General features: G+C 60.5%; 15 protein-coding genes. 2 read left to right on the top strand and 13 right to left on the bottom strand.

Annotation, left to right across the window (positions count from 1 at the left end; genetic code table 11):
• Positions 1 to 124: 124 nt before the first annotated feature.
• From AC1TQG_RS14090 to AC1TQG_RS14070, 5 genes are all read right to left on the bottom strand, one after another.
• Positions 125 to 1,192: an NAD(P)H-dependent amine dehydrogenase family protein gene (locus tag AC1TQG_RS14090; protein WP_482137836.1), complete on the bottom strand. Its 1,068-nt coding sequence runs from the start codon at positions 1,190 to 1,192 to the stop codon at positions 125 to 127.
• A gap of 132 nt (positions 1,193 to 1,324) precedes the next feature.
• Positions 1,325 to 2,164: a mycofactocin-coupled SDR family oxidoreductase gene (locus AC1TQG_RS14085; protein ID WP_482137834.1), complete on the bottom strand. Its 840-nt coding sequence runs from the start codon at positions 2,162 to 2,164 to the stop codon at positions 1,325 to 1,327.
• 138 nt (positions 2,165 to 2,302) lie between these two features.
• Complete coding sequence (locus AC1TQG_RS14080; RefSeq protein WP_482137832.1) at positions 2,303 to 3,757, bottom strand: aldehyde dehydrogenase family protein; 1,455 nt, start codon at positions 3,755 to 3,757, stop codon at positions 2,303 to 2,305.
• Positions 3,758 to 3,826: 69 nt separating this feature from the next.
• Positions 3,827 to 4,744: a TIGR03564 family F420-dependent LLM class oxidoreductase gene (locus AC1TQG_RS14075; protein ID WP_482137830.1), complete on the bottom strand. Its 918-nt coding sequence runs from the start codon at positions 4,742 to 4,744 to the stop codon at positions 3,827 to 3,829.
• Positions 4,745 to 4,746: 2 nt separating this feature from the next.
• Positions 4,747 to 5,355 carry a carboxymuconolactone decarboxylase family protein gene (locus AC1TQG_RS14070; RefSeq protein ID WP_482137829.1) on the bottom strand — a complete coding sequence of 203 codons (609 nt, stop codon included), beginning with the start codon at positions 5,353 to 5,355 and terminating at the stop codon, positions 4,747 to 4,749.
• A gap of 181 nt (positions 5,356 to 5,536) precedes the next feature.
• On the opposite strand from AC1TQG_RS14070, the gene AC1TQG_RS14065 reads away from it, so the two are divergent.
• The gene (locus AC1TQG_RS14065; RefSeq protein WP_482137828.1) at positions 5,537 to 6,124 is read left to right on the top strand and encodes a TetR/AcrR family transcriptional regulator; all 588 of its coding nucleotides are present in this window, start codon (positions 5,537 to 5,539) and stop codon (positions 6,122 to 6,124) included.
• 83 nt (positions 6,125 to 6,207) lie between these two features.
• On the opposite strand, the gene AC1TQG_RS14060 is transcribed toward AC1TQG_RS14065, so the two are convergent.
• From AC1TQG_RS14060 to AC1TQG_RS14045, 4 genes are all read right to left on the bottom strand, one after another.
• Positions 6,208 to 6,975 (bottom strand): SDR family NAD(P)-dependent oxidoreductase, encoded by a 768-nt coding sequence (locus tag AC1TQG_RS14060; protein ID WP_482137826.1) that lies wholly within the window; start codon positions 6,973 to 6,975, stop codon positions 6,208 to 6,210.
• Positions 6,975 to 7,808, bottom strand: coding sequence for a TauD/TfdA dioxygenase family protein (locus tag AC1TQG_RS14055; RefSeq protein ID WP_482137825.1), 834 nt, complete (start codon positions 7,806 to 7,808; stop codon positions 6,975 to 6,977). Before AC1TQG_RS14055 ends, AC1TQG_RS14060 begins: the two co-directional genes overlap by 1 nt.
• A gap of 435 nt (positions 7,809 to 8,243) precedes the next feature.
• Positions 8,244 to 9,035, bottom strand: coding sequence for an SDR family NAD(P)-dependent oxidoreductase (locus AC1TQG_RS14050; RefSeq protein WP_482137823.1), 792 nt, complete (start codon positions 9,033 to 9,035; stop codon positions 8,244 to 8,246).
• A 126-nt stretch (positions 9,036 to 9,161) separates the two neighbouring features.
• Positions 9,162 to 9,656, bottom strand: a complete 495-nt coding sequence (locus AC1TQG_RS14045) for a nuclear transport factor 2 family protein (protein WP_482137821.1) — start codon at positions 9,654 to 9,656, stop codon at positions 9,162 to 9,164.
• A 202-nt stretch (positions 9,657 to 9,858) separates the two neighbouring features.
• On the opposite strand from AC1TQG_RS14045, the gene AC1TQG_RS14040 reads away from it, so the two are divergent.
• A complete protein-coding gene (locus AC1TQG_RS14040) occupies positions 9,859 to 11,325 on the top strand; it encodes an FAD-dependent oxidoreductase (protein ID WP_482137820.1) in 1,467 nt (488 codons plus the stop codon).
• A gap of 76 nt (positions 11,326 to 11,401) precedes the next feature.
• Here AC1TQG_RS14040 and AC1TQG_RS14035 read toward each other — a convergent pair whose 3' ends face one another.
• From AC1TQG_RS14035 to AC1TQG_RS14020, 4 genes are all read right to left on the bottom strand, one after another.
• Positions 11,402 to 12,451 (bottom strand): hypothetical protein, encoded by a 1,050-nt coding sequence (locus AC1TQG_RS14035; RefSeq protein WP_482137819.1) that lies wholly within the window; start codon positions 12,449 to 12,451, stop codon positions 11,402 to 11,404.
• 250 nt (positions 12,452 to 12,701) lie between these two features.
• Positions 12,702 to 13,433: an ABC transporter ATP-binding protein gene (locus tag AC1TQG_RS14030; protein ID WP_482137817.1), complete on the bottom strand. Its 732-nt coding sequence runs from the start codon at positions 13,431 to 13,433 to the stop codon at positions 12,702 to 12,704.
• On the bottom strand, positions 13,430 to 16,225 hold the full coding sequence (locus tag AC1TQG_RS14025) for an ABC transporter permease subunit (RefSeq protein WP_482137815.1): 2,796 nt from the start codon (positions 16,223 to 16,225) through the stop codon (positions 13,430 to 13,432). Before AC1TQG_RS14025 ends, AC1TQG_RS14030 begins: the two co-directional genes overlap by 4 nt.
• A 32-nt stretch (positions 16,226 to 16,257) precedes the next feature.
• Positions 16,258 to 17,499 (bottom strand): ABC transporter substrate-binding protein, encoded by a 1,242-nt coding sequence (locus AC1TQG_RS14020; protein ID WP_482137813.1) that lies wholly within the window; start codon positions 17,497 to 17,499, stop codon positions 16,258 to 16,260.
• Positions 17,500 to 17,650: the final 151 nt, after the last annotated feature.

The following is a 17,650-nucleotide window of genomic DNA, read 5'->3' as shown; positions in this document are numbered from 1 at the left end:
CGATCAAGTAGCAGTGCCGGCGGTGGTGGCATTAACGCCGCCACCGCCGGCACTGCTCCGAGTGACTACGGATCGCAGCCTACCTCCGAGTTGTGTTCTGCCTCAGTTCAACTCGTGTCGTCCTTCAGACCGTTGCCGGCCGCCCCTCGCTCCGTTCTTTGTCCCAGATTCCTGCGGGCGCGCACGGCAAGCCCACATCCTTGAGGGTCAGAATCCCCGCCGGCGCGGCGGCGACGTTGAACGCAGCGCTGACGGCCGGCATGGCGGTCATCGTGTCCCACTCGTGGTTGCCCCAGTGCTCGGGCGCAATGAAGCGGATGCGGGTCTGGATTCCGGGTTCACCCTTGATGATCACCTTATAGTGGTCGTCGTCAAACACCCAGTCCCCGTTGAGCTTGGTGGTGAGATACCAGGCAACGTTGTTCTGCACGACCGTCTTTCCGTTCACCTTGCCATTCCACCCGGCACGGATCGCGGCGATGGTGTCTTTCTTCATCACCAGCCAACCGAGATCGACGTCCTCCGACGCGGTCTGGTGCTCGATGAAGAACTCCATGTCATCGAGGTCATAGTCCAGCGCGAGTGCCATGCGCCCGACGGAATCACGGAACGTGCTCAACCACATCTTCGCCATCTCCAACACCTCGTCGGACGCCTCCGGCAGCGAAAAGCCCAACGCCTGCCAGGTCTCGGCCGACTCGTAGACCGAGCAGTCCGCCGACTCGAAGACCGACACCTGCTGAACATCACGACACACGGCAGTCATCGCCGTCACCATCGTGTTGATCCAGCCCGGGTTGACTCCGGAGATATAGAGCGAACTGTCGCCACGCTCGCACGCGGCGGCAAGCTTCTGCTGCGTCTCGCCGGCGATGCCACCGACGTTGAGGAACAGGTTGGTGCTGATCACGTCGAGTCCGCTCTCGAGCAGACGGACCACGTGGTCGAGGTCGGCCATGAATGGGTTGTAGAAAATGGTGTCGGCGCCCAATGCGATGAGCGCGTCGATGTCGGTGGTGGCGAGGACGCCGGTGTCAGGTCGTCCGCACAGTGGTCCGGCGTCGGTGCCTGCTTTGTCGTCTGAATAGGCGTAGACACCGACCAGTTCGAGTCGCGGATCGTCGAGGATGCCTCGCAGACTGAGCTTTCCGACCTTGCCAGTCGTCCATTGAATTACGCGCAACTTGTCCATGAGTTCCTTCGGTTTGTCGCCTGTCGGATCGGGTCGGACGGTGAGGTGCATACGTTCGGGTCAACAGTGTTGGTCCGGATTGGTCGAGCCGTCCGATGCTCGACAATTCTTTTCTGATTTTGTCGATGCCCCCTACTTGAGGAGGCTCCCTGCATCGACGGGGAGCGTGATGCCGGTTACAAAGCGGGCTTCATCGGAGGCGAGGAACAACACCGCGTTGCTGATGTCCACCGGTTCGACACACCCGATGGGCAATACATGCATCATCTGCGAAGCGGCCAGCATATCCTCGGGCCCCGGGTTTTCGAGGTCTGGCCGGAACAGCCGCATCGTGGGTTCGTTCATGAACATCGGCGTGTTCACATTTGTCGGCGCAACTGAATTGACCCGGATCGAGTGTTCTCCGAGTTCCATCGCGAACGTACGCATGAGGCCGATAACACCATGTTTGGCGGCAATGTAGTGCCCGGTATTGGGGTACGCCTTGAGGCCTCCGACCGAGCTTGTCAGGATGATCGATCCGCCGTGTCCTCCAGAAATAAGGTGCGGGACACCGGCTTTAACGGTCTTCCATACCCCCGCCAGGTTGACGTCGATCATCTCGGTCCAGTCGCTTTCGCTGGTCTTGTCCAGTGTCTCGCCACCATTGCCGATTCCGGCATTGGCCACGATGACATCCAGTCTGCCCAGTTGTTCGACTCCGAGATCGAGCGCGGACTTCAAGGCGTCGTAGTCACGTACGTCCACTTCGGCCGTGATCACTCGTCGATCTAGGCCTTTCACCAGGTCAGCGGTCTCAGCGAGATCCGCCGGTGTTGCCGCAGCAATGGGACTGTCGAGTGTGATCGGGCCGCAGACGTCGACAGCGATGATGTCGGCGCCTTCCTCGGCCAATCGCACCGCATGGCTACGTCCCTGTCCCCGGGCTGCTCCAGTAATGAAGGCAACTTTACCTTCCAAACGTCCGGTCATAATTCAACCTAACCTTTCAGTTTCGTTCGTATTAGTTGTGCAGAGCCCGGCGGGCTCGTGTTCGTACTGTTTCGATATAACGATCGGGATAGAGGCGTTGATAACGCACGCGCCGTCAACCGATCTGGCAATGTCGGCTTATATTTGCGTGAAGACCGACTTCGTTTTCATGTAGGCTTCAATGCCTTCGCGACCGAACTCGTAGCCCCAACCGGATTGTTTATACCCTCCGAATGGCATGGCGTGATCAAAGACCAATTGACAGTTCAGAGTTACGGTGCCGGCATCGAGCCGTTTCGCGAGACGATGAGCTCGGCCGACGTCCTGTGTCCAGGCGGTGGCGGCCAGCCCGTAGCTTGTGTCGTTGGCCAGGGCAATCACCTCGTCGTCGTCGTCGAACGGCATGATCGGCACGACGGGGCCGAAGATTTCCTCCTTGTAGAGCCTCATGTCGGGGCTGACATCGGTCAGCACGGTCGGGTGTACGAAGTAGCCGGTCCGATCGAGCCGGTGTCCGCCGGCAACGACTTCGACACCGTCGCGTTTGCCCTCGTCGATGAATCCCAGGACGCGAGCGAGCTGTTTTTGACTGATCAAGGGACCGATGTTGCTGCCGACCTCTTGGGGTCCACCGAGTTTGAGGTTGTTCGCCACTGTGGCGATACCTTCCACCACCTGGTCGTAGACCCCGCGTTGGACGAAGATGCGCGATCCGCACACACATCCTTGCCCGGAGTGCACGAAAATACCCATTGCCGCCATCATTATGGCTTTGTTCAGATCGGCGTCGTCATAGATCAAGACGGGCGACTTGCCGCCGAGTTCGAGTGTGACCTTCTTGAGATTTCCGCTAGCTGCCTGCACAATTTTCTTGCCGACTTCGGTGGACCCAGTGAAGGCAATCTTATCGACGTCCGGGTGTTCGGTCAGTGCCGCTCCGGTGGTGTGTCCGTGACCGTTTACCAGATTGACAACACCGTCGGGGACACCGGCCTGAGCCAACAGCTTGACCAAGAGTAGCGCTGAAAGGGGGGTTTCTTCAGCTGGTTTGACGACAACGCTGCAGCCTGCAGCGAGTGCCGGTGCGAGTTTCGCGGCCGCGTTGAAGACGGGGCCATTCCAGGGGAATATCAGTGCAGCGACGCCGATGGGCTCTTTGAGGGTGTATCCATGCATGTTCGAATAGAAACCGGTGATTCCTCCGGTCATCTGGATGTCGTGAGAAATTCCGTTGAGCTTGGTGCACCACCCACCGTAGTAGCGGAAGAATTCCGCACTGGTACCCATAATCGACTGGGCTTGGGCAAGGGGCATACCAGTGTTGAGTGAGTCGATCTCGGCGAGTTCGGCTGCGTGCTCGTCAATCAAGTCAGCTGCACGCCACAGAATTTTGGCGCGCTCGTTGCCCGGCAGTCCATGCCAGACACCAGAATCGAAGGAGGCCCGTGCGCGTGCAACGGCTTCGTCAACGGCCTTCGACCCTCCATCGGCGAACTCGGTGATCTGCTCCTCGGTCACTGGGTTGATGACCGGAATCAGTTCGCCAGTACCTGGAAGGTCGCGTACCTCGTCCAGAATTGATTGCAATTTCATTGTGGCCTTTCGAATTTCAGGGAGTTATATGTGATTTACGCGCATGCAGGAGTGGATGCGCTTGCTTGGCTATGTCGTCAGCTCGCTGAGGAATGCCACGGTGCGCATTCTTGACGCCTCCCGCTCGGCGCGGTCTTGGCCCACGGCAACCGGTTGTGCCCAAATTTCGGTTGCCCCTGCGTCCAGGAGCTGTTGCAGCTGTTTCTGGACTGAACTCTCGTCGCCGACGATTGCAATCTCGGCCGCGGTGGTCCCGCCGCCGGCTTTTATGATGCGTTGATAGTTAGGCATTTCCGCGTACATTCCAGAAGTCGCCGCGGTCGCCGTTCGTGCGGCGTCGACGTCATTGTGTACAGCTACCGGCAGGCCGGCAATTATGCGTGGGCGTGGCCGGCCCGCCAGAGAAGCAGCCGCGTTGACCTTAGGTGCTATGTGCGTCTCAATGGCCGTGGCAGAGGCCATCCACAGTATCGTCCCGTCGGCGAATTGCCCGGCGATGCGCAGCATGCGCGGGGATAGCGCCGACAGCAGTACCGGTACACGATGCGTTGGTGGCGTCGACTGGGTGTGGGCACTCCAATCCTGGCCAGTGAAATCGACCGACTCTCCGTGGAGTAGGGCGGAAATGATCTGCAGATACTCTTCTGTGTTTCGGCCAGGATGATCGTAGGAGATCCCATAGACGTCCCGGATCGAAGATTCGTGCGAGGGACCTAAACCTAGTGCCAGACCCGGTCGGCCCATGGCGTCCGCAGCTGCCGCGACGCGATTGGCCTGCAGGATCGGATGACACGGATACGTTTGCAGAACACCGGTTCCCAACTCAATTCGGGTGGTTCCACGTCCAGCAATCGCCATGGCAATCAACGGATCTCGAACAACGTTGCTGGCGTACCAGAGGGACGAGAAACCATGATCTTCGGCGTCCTGCGCCTGCTTGACTATCTTCTCGACGGTGGAACCGTGTCCGGTCAAACCGATGCGCATCGTTATTGTCCATTCGGGAAAAGAGTGTCGTACTGCTGCATCAGCTTGTCGATATCGCCATCAATCCCCAGTTCCAAAGTGTTGAATAGCGACGCGAGCAACCCGTAGGTACCGACGGTGAAGATCAGGTCGAGAAGCTGCTGACGATCGAGCTCGGCTGCGAGTGTGTGCCAGGTGGAAGCGCTGATGGCACCATCGAGAATGAGTTCGTCCACGGCGCGGAGCATGGCCGCTTCCAAATCGCTCCAAAATGGTGCATCAGGTCCGTACGCGATACGGCCAACTTCTTCGTCCGTCAGCCCGGCATCGCGAGCAACGAACAAATGTTGCGCCCATTCGTAGGGGCTTTTGCGGACGGCAGCAACCCTCATGACAAGAAGTTCACGTTGACGCTCGGACAGAGTTGTTGCTCGGAGAATATGTCCGTTGAGTGTGAAGAAGGCGCGAGCAAGAGCGGGATGGTGCGCCATAGTGCCAAGCGCAAGAAGGGCTTTGGGCCGATCCCTGGTGGGCATCGGTTCATGGGTCGGTTGGGGCGGCACCATAGCTGTCAGTGCCCCACGCATTTCCGCAGGGAACTCTGAGGGGGTCAGTGGATCAATTCGTGCCATGTCAGACCATCGTCCTTCCGCCGTTGACACCACTGCTCGTTCAATCCGTCAGTGGCGCTTCGTTCTATAATTAGGCGATCGCCTAATTAGGCTCTGGTTGTATGCTTAGCAGCTGCGTGTTACTGGGTCAAGGGCTCGGGATGCGCGCCAGCACTACGGCGTGGGATAGGACAGGAACGAAATGAGCGCAACGAGCCGTGTCGGGCAACGCAATACCGGCACCCGCGAGAAGCTTCTCGACGCGACTATCGAGATCATTCTCGACGAGGGCTACGCGGCTGCCACGTCGCGCCGGGTCGCGGAGAAGGCCGAAGTTCAGCGCGCCATGGTCTACTACTACTTTCCGACAATGGACGACCTCTTCCTCGCAGTTCTGCGGCGCGGCTACCAGGCCAATCTGGAAGCACAACGCCAGGCACTCGCTTCCGATAGGCCTTTGCATGCACTGTGGGACATGACAGTCGACCCTCGTGGATCACGTTTGACCACAGAGTTCATGGCCCTGGGCGCCCATCGGGAGCAGATTCGCGAGGAACTGGCCGCCGGCGCAGAACAGTTTCGTGAGGCCCAGGTCGCGGCGCTAGAACACGTAGTTCGTGACCATGCCGAACACGCGGGATTGGATGCCGAAGTCGTCTCGGTTGTCATTGCCAGCATCGGCCGGACGATCGGCCTCGAAAACGGTCTCGGTATTACCACTGGCCATGAGCGAACCCTGAGGGTCGTAGCCGAATACCTCGACCGTTTCGACAAGCCTCGTCCAGACTGATCGGCTAGCGGTGGGTCTACCGCCGCCGCCGCGCGCATCTCGTGGGGAAACTGTCGTTGGGACAGTGGTTCGATTCGGGCATGTCAGATGGTCCTTCCGCCGTTGACGGGGATCACTTGCCCGGTAACGTAACCCGCGTCTTCTCGTGCCAGGTAGGCGCATGCGGCCGCGATGTCTTCAGGCTTGCCGACCCTGCGCATCGGGGTGGTCGACTCAGCGGCCTCGATACCCGGACCGAGGAGTCCTTTCTCTTCGGTCCGACGCAGCATAGGGGTGTCGATGAAGCCCGGTGGCACCGTGTTCACCGTAATTCCCTTGGGGCCCAACTCTTTGGCAAGCGCCTTGGTGAATCCAACAACCCCGGCCTTGGCCGCCGAGTAATGCACCATCCACGGATTGCCGGTCTGAGCACTCGACGAGGAGATGTTGATGATCCGGCCCCATCCGGCATCGATCATGTCTGGCACGACGGCCTGGCAACAGTCGAAGGTTCCGGTCAAATTCACCGCAAGGAGTCGCTGCCAGCTTTCTGCGGATATCGTCAGAAAAGGCTCGAAGCCGTCCATGCCTGCAGAGTTCACCAGTATGGTCGGCGGCCCGATCTCGCGACGAACCTCTTCGACCGCTTCGTCGATCCGCGGCCGGTCCGTGACGTCGACGCCGAGTCCGATCGCACGATAGCCCGATCCCGTGATCTTCTCGGCGGCCTCGGAAGCCGCGTCGGCATCAAGGTCGAAGATCGCGACCGATGCGCCTTCCTCTGCCAAGCGTTCGGCGATCGCCAAGCCGATCCCGGACGCTCCGCCGGTAATGATCGCGGCACGCGGGACCGAGAATGCCGGTGACACCATTACGCCACCGCCTCATCGCCGACCAGCGTGGTGCGATGCATCAGGCGCCGTGACGTGGCCTCGTAGGGAATCGCTCGATGGAGAAGACCGGTGTTGTCCCAGATGACGAGATCCCCTACTCGCCACTTGTGGCGAAGGACGAATTGCGGTTGCGTGGTCCAGTCGAGAATGCTGTCGAGGAACTCTCGACTGTCCTCTGCGGTCATGCCGACCACTTGGCCGGCTGTCGCACCGATGAGCAGCGAGTGCCGCCCATCCCGATGGCTCCAGATCAGTGGATACTCGCGAGAAGGAAGCCTGTCCCACATCTGTTTATCTTTCTCCGAGGCGTCGGGGTACACCAACATCTGGGCGGCGGCCAGGCTGTGGACGACCCGGTAGCCGGCCAGTTCGGCCTTCTTCTGGTCACTCAAAGCGTCATAAGCGGCATAGGTATTCGCGAACTCGGTGTCCCCGCCTTCGTCGGCCACCTCCCGAGCGGTCAGCAGCGTGGCCTTCTGCGGTACATCATCTGTGAGCCCGTCGACATGCCAAAAGATGGTGCTGCGGCGCAGTTCGGCCAGCTTGCTCCTCGTCGGATCAAGCGTGACCGGGGAGACCTCCGGATGATTTGGGAGCCCGCCGACCTTGGCGACGACCACGTCCCCGAGCATCCGGCTGAAGGCCACGAGGTCGGGGTCACTGATGTTCGCGCCCCGAAAGACGACCACCCCGCGTTGCTTGAGCAGCCGCATGGCCGTGTCAGCCGTCTCGGCGGAGTTGAAAGCAGATCCCGACACCCCGGTTACCTCGACGCCGATCGATGGGGATATCTCACTGGTCTTCATTGGCATTTCCTCCTTGTGTCCTGTGAACGGTAAACGCGCGGCAGCAATGTTGTCAATGACTACATCACCCCGCGGGTTGGCAGTGTTCTCACATGGACCACGCCCACCATCAGGGAGACCTACGTTCCGCGTTGATCACTAAAGCGGAAGAGCGACTTAGTATTTCAAAGATTGAGAGTCTTTCGCTGCGATAAGGGCTCACTCAACGTGGCGGTGCGCACGCAGACAGGCCCGGTACGCGGGGGTGCGCAATAGGCACCCTGTCACGAGCGCAACCTCGCAGTCGAGAGGAGGCCATCAGTGGCCGGGGGTCCCATGCGCCGCGCTCATGAGACGTTCGCTACCTTCAGATTCGCAACAAACCCGGAACCGTCTCGGTCGGGGACGTTTCGACGACGTCCGAGATACGACGTCATCGACCACAGCAGATTCCCGCCGGGTTCACAGCACGCTCTTCATCTGCTTGGCGACAAGTCGCATGGTCATGACCGGCGCCAGTCGGGTCAGCGCTCCCAACAGCTTCGCGTCGGCCCCCACCAACAGTCGAGCTCTACCCTTCTCGATGGCGTCGACGATTTCGCGAGCAGTCTGCTCCGGTGTTGTCGACCGAACCTTTCGGCTGCCCGCATCGATCATCGTCACACCCGAGTTTCCACTTATATCCGTACTGATATTGCCGGGAAAGACTGCCGTCACCGTGATATTTGAATCGATGAGCTCCTCATAAAGGCCCTCGGTGAACTGCTTCACTGCCGCCTTCGTTGCGCTGTAGAACGTCTGGCCCGCAAAGGCAACGAGAGCGGAAAGGCTTGAGATATTGATGATGGCGGCCTCAGGCCGCTTCCGCAGCTCCGGGAGGAACGCGAGAGTTGTGTGTACGGTTCCCCAGAAATTGACATCAACAATCCGACGGATCTCATGCCGCTCGAGTTCTGCCGACGGAACAAAACGATGAATGATCCCCGCGACGTTGAGGAGCCCGTCAACCTGACCGTGTTCCGCGATCACCTGCGCAGGTAGGTCGTCGACCACATCGGGATCACTGACATCGGCCACGTGCGTCGACACCCGTGCGCTGTCCGGACCAGACTGTTCCCGAGTCTGGTTCAATGCGGCCTGATCCCGGTCGATCAGAGCAACTCGAGCGCCCCGTGCGAGTAGTTCGAGTGCAACCTGACGGCCTATGCCATTTCCAGCTCCGGTCAGCGCAAACACCTTTCCGGCGATCCTCATCGTCCATTCCTCACTTTGTCAGCCGACATCCTGCTCGAATAATGCCGTTGGGCAGCGCCCAATTCCTCCTCATACGACCCCTTCCGACCTCTGGCAGTTCGAAAGCCGCGTGACGGTCGGCCACCATCACGCCCTGCCAGCATTCGCGCGTTCCGCCAAGGGCACCGAATCTGTCGTGTCGAGAACGACGTCAAGCCGTTGCATCAGCAGCCCCTGGTCGGTGATACGCGCTGCGCCACACGCAGTTCCGGTCGACAACGACAACGGCCTACCGTCGACGATCTTGGTGACAAAGATGTATGACGCGAACTCCACCACGTCACCGGAAAAGCTCGTGACATGCACGTTGGAGCCACAATGCCGCAACGGATAGGGGCTATTGATTCGATGATTCTCCTGCCACACCATCACCGCGTCCGCACCGGCGATGTCGGCTCGCACGAACTCCTCGTATTCTGTTGTGCCACTATCGGTACGGGAGCTGAAAGTCGCATCTTCTGACAGAATGCCACGCAGAATTTCAGGATCCCATTCGTCGTAGTGGTACCACCAGGCACCCACGAGTTGTGCTAGCTCGATCGCAACTGCGGAAACGCTACGCTCTTCGAGACCGGAAACCATGGGAACTCCTGGGACAGGCGGGAACCAACTGATTGGCTGATGCCACATGGTGTTCGAGCCGCCAGACCCTGACAACCCGGGGTGCCCATACAGCGGGAGATAGATCTTCTCGTGCGCAACCACTCCCGGTGAGAGGGAGTACCGCTGGCGCACAAGGGTGCGCATTGACCTACTTTGATGAAACACGCAACTAGGAGGCACCGTGGTAGATCCGACCCTCAAGCCAGTGAGATCCTCAACCGTGGCGACTTGGTCACACGAAGCGGACGTCGTGATCGCCGGTTTCGGGATAGCCGGAGTCGCAGCCGCGATCGAGGCCGCACGCGCCGGCGCTGACGTACTCGTCCTGGAACGGCTCGGTGGCGGTGGCGGCGCCGCCGCCATGTCCGGTGGTTTCATCTACCTGGGCGGCGGCACACCGTTGCAGCGTGCGTTGGGTTTCGACGACACAGTTGAAAACATGAAGGCGTTCATGAAGAGTGCCTTGGGCCCAGGCGTCGATGAGTGCAAGGTCGACATCTACTGCGAGGAAAGCGTCGCCCACTACAACTGGTTGACTGATGCCGGGGTTGTCTTCGACGAATCGTTCTGGGGTGAGCCGGGTTGGGAGCCCCCTCACAGTGAAGGACTGATGTATTCCGGCGGTGAGAACGCTGCGCCGTTCAATGCCCTCATCCCACCGGCACCCCGCGGGCATCTTCCCCGAAAAGCGGTAGAGGGGGAACAGACCGGTGGTCACATGCTCATGAAACCGCTGATCGAGTGCGCACAAGCGCTCGGTGTCAGAACGGTATTCGATACTCGTGCGCAATCCCTCGTGATCGATGACGATGGACGCGTTACCGGAGTGGTGGCCCGCCAATACGGGGCCGACCTCACAATCCATGCCCGCCGCGGTGTGGTCCTGGCGACCGGAAGTTTCGCCTACAACGATGAGATGCTCAAGGACCATGCACCGCGGATAGCAGGCAGACCGGCAGCATCGATCGAAAGCCATGACGGCCAGGCGATCCGAATGAGTCAGGCATTGGGTGCCGCCACCGCTCACATGGATGCAACCGAGGTCGCGATCTTCTGTGACCCTCAACTGATGGCACGTGGAATCCTCGTCAACGCACGCGGTCAGCGTTACGTCGCCGAGGACACCTACCCGGGTCGTATTGCGCAAGAAACCCTTCTCCGCCAGGGCGGTGATGCATTCCTCGTGATCGACGAGGCCTCCTTCGAGGAGGCCACGCAAACGGACTCGACCAGCGCGGTGATGCGGGGGACGCCGACATGGGTATGCGAGACCGTCGAAGAACTCGAAGGCGAGATGGGGTTTCCCACCGGCGGCCTGACCTCGACGATCGAATTGTTCAATCGTCATGCGGCCACGTCGTCGGACCCGTTCTTCTCCAAAAAGAGTGAATGGGTCAAACCGCTGACAACGCCCATCGCCGCGTATGACCTGCGCGGCATGGTGGGTGGTTTCACCCTGGGTGGGCTCAAGACGACGGTTGATGCCGAGGTCCTCCACGTCAGCGGCGAACCGATACCCGGACTGTATGCCGCCGGCCGCTGTACATCCGGAGTCTGTGCCGGCGGATACGCCAGTGGCGCGAGCTTGGGGGACGGTAGCTTCTTCGGTCGGCGCGCGGGCAAGACCGCTGCTGCACTGAAGGTCTGACGCAAGGCAGGCAACCTGAGCCCAACGACATCTAGGACCATCCCGGAGCTCGTCCGGGATGGTCCTTGTCGTACGGTCAGCTGCGCACTTCCAACGGCGCCTCTGCAGGGTAGGAACGGGGAGCCATCTTGTAGAAATCGGTGAGTTGAGCGATGAACGCTGTGTCGGTACTGGGCTCGCTCGGTTCGGGAACCGTGACACCCTTCGCTCGCAGGTCTGCGATGAGCATCCCGAAGGCCTTCTCCATCGTGAGGTCATCTGTGTGATCTTGGTAGCGTTTGACGTCCGCTAGATCATCGAAAAGCAATGCGGTGTAGTGCACGAGCATTCTCATGTCGGCATTTTTCACGTGGCTGATCTCTGTATCGCCGTTGCGAATCGACCAATCGTCATCACCGACGCTGTGCAGTGTCGACGACAGGTCCAAACCTGGTAGATCGCGCCGATCTCGGGGACCGCTGGATTCACGACGGTGGTACATGCGCGAATTATCGGTCAGTATCGCTGTATTCCAGAACGGTGCGGCGAAGCGTTCTGGTGACCGGTCGGGCCCTTTGGGCCAGTAGGTGAATCCACCGTCGATGTCAGAGTTGTAGAAGTAAGTGATCACCTGCGCAGTCTTGACCTCCCAGGCGTCGAACAGCCCCGACTTGAACATCACCGCCAGCAGCCAGAGCGGTGCATTGTGCAATCCGATTCCGCGGAAGCTCCCGGTGTCGAAGTGGCCGGCATCGAAGCTATGCGACGGGCCGCACATGTTGAACAGAAGGTCGTGTGCCATCCCGTACTTGGTGCCGTGCAACTGTTTTGCCGTGTCCAGCAGCTTACGGCCGAAATAGATGTCATTCAGTTCCGGATAAAGGACCACTCCGTCATTGCCGAGGAATCCACGGAAAACCGGCGCCACGAAATCGGACAACCGGGCATCTGGCCGACGGTTGTTGCCGCCCGACACGGCAAGATACTCCTCGGTGGACGCGAAGTGATGGGCGAGGATCAACCGCCAGGGTGCGTTGTCCCGAATGACCGACATGATGGTCGCAGTCTCGTCGGCTGTGTAAAAATTTTGGATCACCGACGGCGGCGCCGCCGGGGTCATCGGGTGCCGTTCGAGCGTGGCTGTCATGGAGCGCTCCTCTTCTATCTCAGGCGAAACCCACCGTGCAGTGAGCGTGACTGGCATCACGGTAGATCGACCGCGGGGAACATCCTGGCCCACGTCCCACGCAGCGGGAGGCTGAACTGCGTTGGTGAACAAGGCAGTTGGATTTCGATGTGCTCCCTGCACCTGTAACAGCATTCGCGGCCGGCAAACACAGCATTGCCGGATCGGTGAGTCCGAGAACTCACCGATCCGGCAATGGTTTGACGTCGCTCTATCCTGCGACTGTGGTGGCGGTCTCCCCCAGATAGGCGGCCTCGATCCGTCGAGGATCAGACCGGAGGGATTCGGCGGAATCATCCAGCACAATGCTGCCGTGCACCAGCACCGCGGCTCGGTCTGCTGCACGCAACGCCAGGTGTACGTGTTGCTCCACCAGCACCACCGCCATGTCGTCGTTTGTAGCGAAATCTCTTAATACCAAGAGGATTTCGTTGACGATTACCGGCGCCAGGCCCATGCTCAACTCGTCGATGAGCAGCACCTTCGGACGTTGGAGGATTGCGCGACCAATGGCCAGCATCTGTTGCTCGCCACCCGACAATCGCCCGGCATCGACCTTCAAACGCTTCTCCAGCGAGGGAAAATGCTCGATGACTTCGCGTATCCCGCCGGCCCGCCGGGAACGCTCGGGCACAGCCAACCGCAGGTTCTGTTCCGTGCTGAGACTTCGGAACAGCGCGCGGTCATCCGCCACGAGTACCAATCCGGACCGGACAGCGTCACGCGGGTTACCGCCACGGACGGCATGGTCGCCGACCAGAACCTCACCATCAAACCGCGGCAACAGGCCCGCGAGTGCCATCAACAACGTGGTTTTTCCGGCACCGTTCGGACCGAGCAGGCAGGTGATCTCTCCCGCCTTCACCGTCAGATCAACTCCGCGGACACACGGCCGCTGCTTGGAGTAGCCGGTGGTGAGCGCACGACATTCCAGTGCAATCATGACGATGTCTCCTGTGATGTGAGTACGGGACTCGTTGGCGCGAGTTTGTCGGCCACCACATCGGTGCCGATGTCCTCATCGGAGGGAACCCCCAGGTAGGCACGGAGCACTTCCGGATCTGTCCGGATCGCGCTCGGCGGCCCGTCAGCGATCACCCGACCGAGGTCCAAGACCACAACCCGATCGCAGATGGTGAGCACCAGGTCCATATCGTGGTCCACCAGCAGAATAGACGTACCCGCATCACGCGCCGCCCGCAATTTGTCACCCAGCCAACGGCTTTCATTGTTGTCCAGTCCGGCGGCCGGTTCATCGAGCAGTGCCACCACAGGTTCGGCGGCGAGAACCCGTGCCACAGATACCAATTGCCGCTGTCCCTGTGACAGCGATGCAACCTCGGCAGCGCCCAGTTCGGACAGCCCGAGAAGATGCAGCACTCTGTGGACCCGCTCCCCCGCGCCCAACGAAGATTGCGACCGCGTCGCACCCACAGTGACGTTTTCCGCCACCGTCAGGTCGTCATAGAGCTCGACGTCCTGGAAACTGCGCCCCAATCCGGCCCTGCTGCGAGCGTGCGGCGGTCTGCCCCCGAGGTCGATATCTCCCAGACGCATGGAGCCCGTCGCCGGCGCGAACCCGGTGATTGCATCGATGAGGGTCGTCTTACCTGCACCATTGGGTCCGATCAGACCGACGATCTCGCCGCGACGAACCTCGAAGGAGACCTCCGATGCGGCGGTGACCGCACCGTAGCGCACGGTGACGTCATCGATCACCAGCAACGGTTCCCCGCCAACAGGCGCGGCTGCGGCCAGATCGGTGGTGCTGATCTCCTGTGCGACAACGTCTTCAGTCTTGCTTCTCTTACCGAGCGTCGGCAGCGGAAGCCTCGGCAGGGTGCTCGCGATCCCGTCGGGATTGAGCATGACAGTGATGATGAGCAAGAGCCCACTGATTACCGCGTAATAGTCACCGATGTTCAGGAATCGATCGACGAAAAGGTACAGAAGGCCGCCGGGTGCCATGATGCCGGCGAGTATCCCGCCGGTAATGGACGAAATTCCGGCGACGTACATAACCGCGAACAGGGTGATGCCGACGAACACCATGAATGGTTCAGGTGTGGCCAACGTCTGCTGGTAGCCCATCATTGCACCCGCGAGGCCGGCAATAAACGCACCGATTGCGAAGGCGATCAACTTGGTCCTTGAAACGTTGATCCCGGTGGCGGCGGCCGAACGCTCGTTGGCCCGGACGGCGAGCATATCGGTGCCCAGACTGCTGCGCCGCAACCAGGCGACGGCCAGTGCGACTGCGGTCAGCACAGCCAGACACATCAACCCGAACGGGATGCGCGGGTAGTTCTCGCCCGCGCCGATCGCGAAGTCGATACCGAAAAGCTTTGGCGGATCGATGGGTGCGCCGTTCACTCCGCCATTGAGTGAGGGATTACGGAACCAGAACGCTTCGAGGAAGACCGCCAGCGCCAACGTGACGACGGTCAGCGGCAAACCTCGGACACGGAGTGCCGGAAGTCCGACCACCACGCCGATCACAGTCGCACATGCAGCGGCGAGAATCGGGGCGATCGGGAAAGGCACACCTAGGTCGGACGTGAGGTTGCTGAGAGAGTATGCCGACGCTCCGGCGAGCGTGAGTTGTGCCAGTGAGACCTGGCCGGCGTATCCCGTCACCACGACCTGGGAGAGCCCCAAGATCCCGAAGATGATGCTGGTGATGACTGCTGCCCGCCAACTGCCCGAGGTCGCAAACAGTGCGATCACCGCCACCGCGAGGGCAGCCACGGTAGGGATGAGTAGGTGGTCGGGGCGCATTGCCCGACCCAGCGCTTGCCGTACAACGCTTCCTCGGTCCGGCAGCGGCCTTCCTTTGACCACCAGGAATCCGACGATCAGGATCAACGAGATCCCTTCGGAAACACCAGTTTTGGGCAACCAGTCGAGTGTCGCCTGGAGATTGGTCGCCTCTGCCTGGAGGGACCCGATCGCGATGCCCGCGATCACAGTCAACCAGATGGACGAGAAGTTCCCGACCAGTGTCGCCGCCAGCGCCGGGACGATGAACATCGAGTAGGCGACGGGATTCAGCGCGACAATCGGCGCGATCAGGATGCCGCCAAGGCCCGCGACGGCCGAAGACAATGCCCAGTTGCTGAAGGCAATCTTGTCCGGCGACAGTCCGGTCAGGTAGGCGCCCTTCTCTGATTCGGCTGCGGCCTCGGTCGAAACACCGAACCTGGTGTACCGGAACACGAGAGTGGCAATCACGGCCAGGGCAACGATTGCCAGGGCCAGCCAGATCCGATCGGTGGGGATGGTGCTATCGCCGATCGAAATCGTGTCGAGCGCAAAAATCGGTTCGACTGCCACCAATCCGGTTCCAGCCCGCTGCGCGATGAGCGCTTGGAGAACGATCATCAAGCCGATCGAAGCGACCGCCTTCGCCACGGTGGAGGCATTGCGCATCGGCCGGAAGATCGCTGCGTAGAACAAGATTCCCAGCGCTGCAGCGATCACCAGAGAGATCGCCATGGCCGGGGCCACCCCAAGAGGTCGACCGAAGTCGATCGTCTTGGGGAGCCCCGGTATCGGGACCATCAGCTCACCTGTGCGCAACAGCGCGTAGGTATAGGCGGTATACAGAGCAACCGCGCCGGTAGCGAAGTTGACGACCCCCGAACTCTTGAAGGTCATGACGAGCGCAAGGCCGATGGCGGCATATACGGCGCCGTTACCCAACCCGAGCGCCAGGTACGCAAGATGGTCAGTCATGATGTTCTCTCTCGCAAAAAGGATGTGTCGATTTAGCCGGTCACCGTGGGGTTGACCGGAACACCGTCATCGTTGATTTCACCCAGCAGCATCTGGTTGGAGCAGATCGAGGGCATTTGCGGGAATGCAGTTCCGTTGCAGGTGAAGGTGATTCCGCCGCCAGCGGGCATTTCGACGTTCTGCGCCGACTTGAGCGCCTCTTTGATGGTGGCGGCGGTGACGTCACCGGTGATGCCGTTCGTGGCGGCGATGACCGCCATCACGGTTTGGTAGCCGAGCGCTCCGGAGCCCGTGACTGACAGATCAGGTGCGTATTGGGTCAGGATCGAGCGGTACAGCACCGAATCCGGACGATCCGACAGGTAGTCGGTGGCGGTGATTCCCATATTGCCCTTGAGCGCGTCGATGCCGACGACCTTGATCACATCAGGCTCCAAGCAGGTGGGGAGCAGGACCTTCTTGACCGTTGGGTCCGACGTCTGGATGGCCTTGAGCACCGACGAACAGGTCGCGGCGTCGGCGACAATACTCACACCATCGGGCTTTTCGCTGAGACCGGCGGTGACGAGCGGGGTGGGATCGGGGACACCGAGCGCAATCGGGACAACATTCAGTCCGACGCCCGCAGCTTTGAAGATCGGATTACCCATCGCGCCGATGATTGCGCCCAGTCCTCCACCGTCACTGGCGAAGATGGTGAAACTCTTCATGCCTTGATCCTTGGCGGCGGCCGCCATGGCGGAGATCGTCCCAGGTAGACCCGCACCCAGTGCAGCGACGTCTGGCGACGTCAGTTCGGCTGCAGACACCCCATTCAACGTCACGTACGGGATTCCTGCGCCGGTGACGATCGGGACGATAGCCGGTCCCTGAGATGTGCCGCCGGACAACACGGCGGCGACCTTCTTCTCGACAAATTGATTGGCGCAGTTGGTCGCCGACGTCGGGTCCTCCTGTTGCTTGCACACCACCAATTCGACCTGGTGCCCGGCGAGGCCACCGCCGTTGTTGTTCACATACTCCACAGCAGCTTCGGCCGCCTGGCGCACCTCGGGCAGAGATACAACTGCACCGCCCTCCGTGGAGACGAATCCGATCTTCACCGCCGAGCCTTCGGCCGGGTTACTGGGCAACGACGTCGTCGACGCGGCGGCAACATTGCTCCCGCTCGCATCATCGCTGCTACAGGCCGTGGCACCGAGCGCTGCGATGGATAGCAACGCAACCGCGCCGGCGAAGGTTCGTCGTTGAAGATTTCGGTTTCCGAGTTTCATGACACAGGACTCCTTTGCAAATACCACCCGCATGATTGCGGCAGTCGCCGCAGCGGGTCGTTTCCCGTGATGCGCATCACGTGTAGATGGCAGCGGTCGATTATGAGCGGATGGCCTGCCGATGCACTCATAGGTGCTCCCGGTCACTGGG

The sequence above is a fragment of the Williamsia sp. Y844 genome, assembly GCF_056786475.1.
The sequence above is the reverse complement of the archived record's forward strand: the minus strand, read 5'-3'. Positions and strand labels throughout refer to the sequence as shown.

Coding starts and splice junctions, on each gene's coding strand:
- AC1TQG_RS14070 (WP_482137829.1), bottom strand. CDS start 5,355: ATGGCACGAATTGATCCACTGACCCCCTCAGAGTTCCCTGCGGAAATG.
- AC1TQG_RS14020 (WP_482137813.1), bottom strand. CDS start 17,499: ATGAAACTCGGAAACCGAAATCTTCAACGACGAACCTTCGCCGGCGCG.
- AC1TQG_RS14075 (WP_482137830.1), bottom strand. CDS start 4,744: ATGCGCATCGGTTTGACCGGACACGGTTCCACCGTCGAGAAGATAGTC.
- AC1TQG_RS14080 (WP_482137832.1), bottom strand. CDS start 3,757: ATGAAATTGCAATCAATTCTGGACGAGGTACGCGACCTTCCAGGTACT.
- AC1TQG_RS14025 (WP_482137815.1), bottom strand. CDS start 16,225: ATGACTGACCATCTTGCGTACCTGGCGCTCGGGTTGGGTAACGGCGCC.
- AC1TQG_RS14030 (WP_482137817.1), bottom strand. CDS start 13,433: ATGATTGCACTGGAATGTCGTGCGCTCACCACCGGCTACTCCAAGCAG.
- AC1TQG_RS14050 (WP_482137823.1), bottom strand. CDS start 9,035: ATGAGGATCGCCGGAAAGGTGTTTGCGCTGACCGGAGCTGGAAATGGC.
- AC1TQG_RS14045 (WP_482137821.1), bottom strand. CDS start 9,656: ATGGTTTCCGGTCTCGAAGAGCGTAGCGTTTCCGCAGTTGCGATCGAG.
- AC1TQG_RS14060 (WP_482137826.1), bottom strand. CDS start 6,975: ATGGTGTCACCGGCATTCTCGGTCCCGCGTGCCGCGATCATTACCGGC.
- AC1TQG_RS14065 (WP_482137828.1), top strand. CDS start 5,537: ATGAGCGCAACGAGCCGTGTCGGGCAACGCAATACCGGCACCCGCGAG.
- AC1TQG_RS14055 (WP_482137825.1), bottom strand. CDS start 7,808: ATGCCAATGAAGACCAGTGAGATATCCCCATCGATCGGCGTCGAGGTA.
- AC1TQG_RS14090 (WP_482137836.1), bottom strand. CDS start 1,192: ATGGACAAGTTGCGCGTAATTCAATGGACGACTGGCAAGGTCGGAAAG.
- AC1TQG_RS14085 (WP_482137834.1), bottom strand. CDS start 2,164: ATGACCGGACGTTTGGAAGGTAAAGTTGCCTTCATTACTGGAGCAGCC.
- AC1TQG_RS14035 (WP_482137819.1), bottom strand. CDS start 12,451: ATGACAGCCACGCTCGAACGGCACCCGATGACCCCGGCGGCGCCGCCG.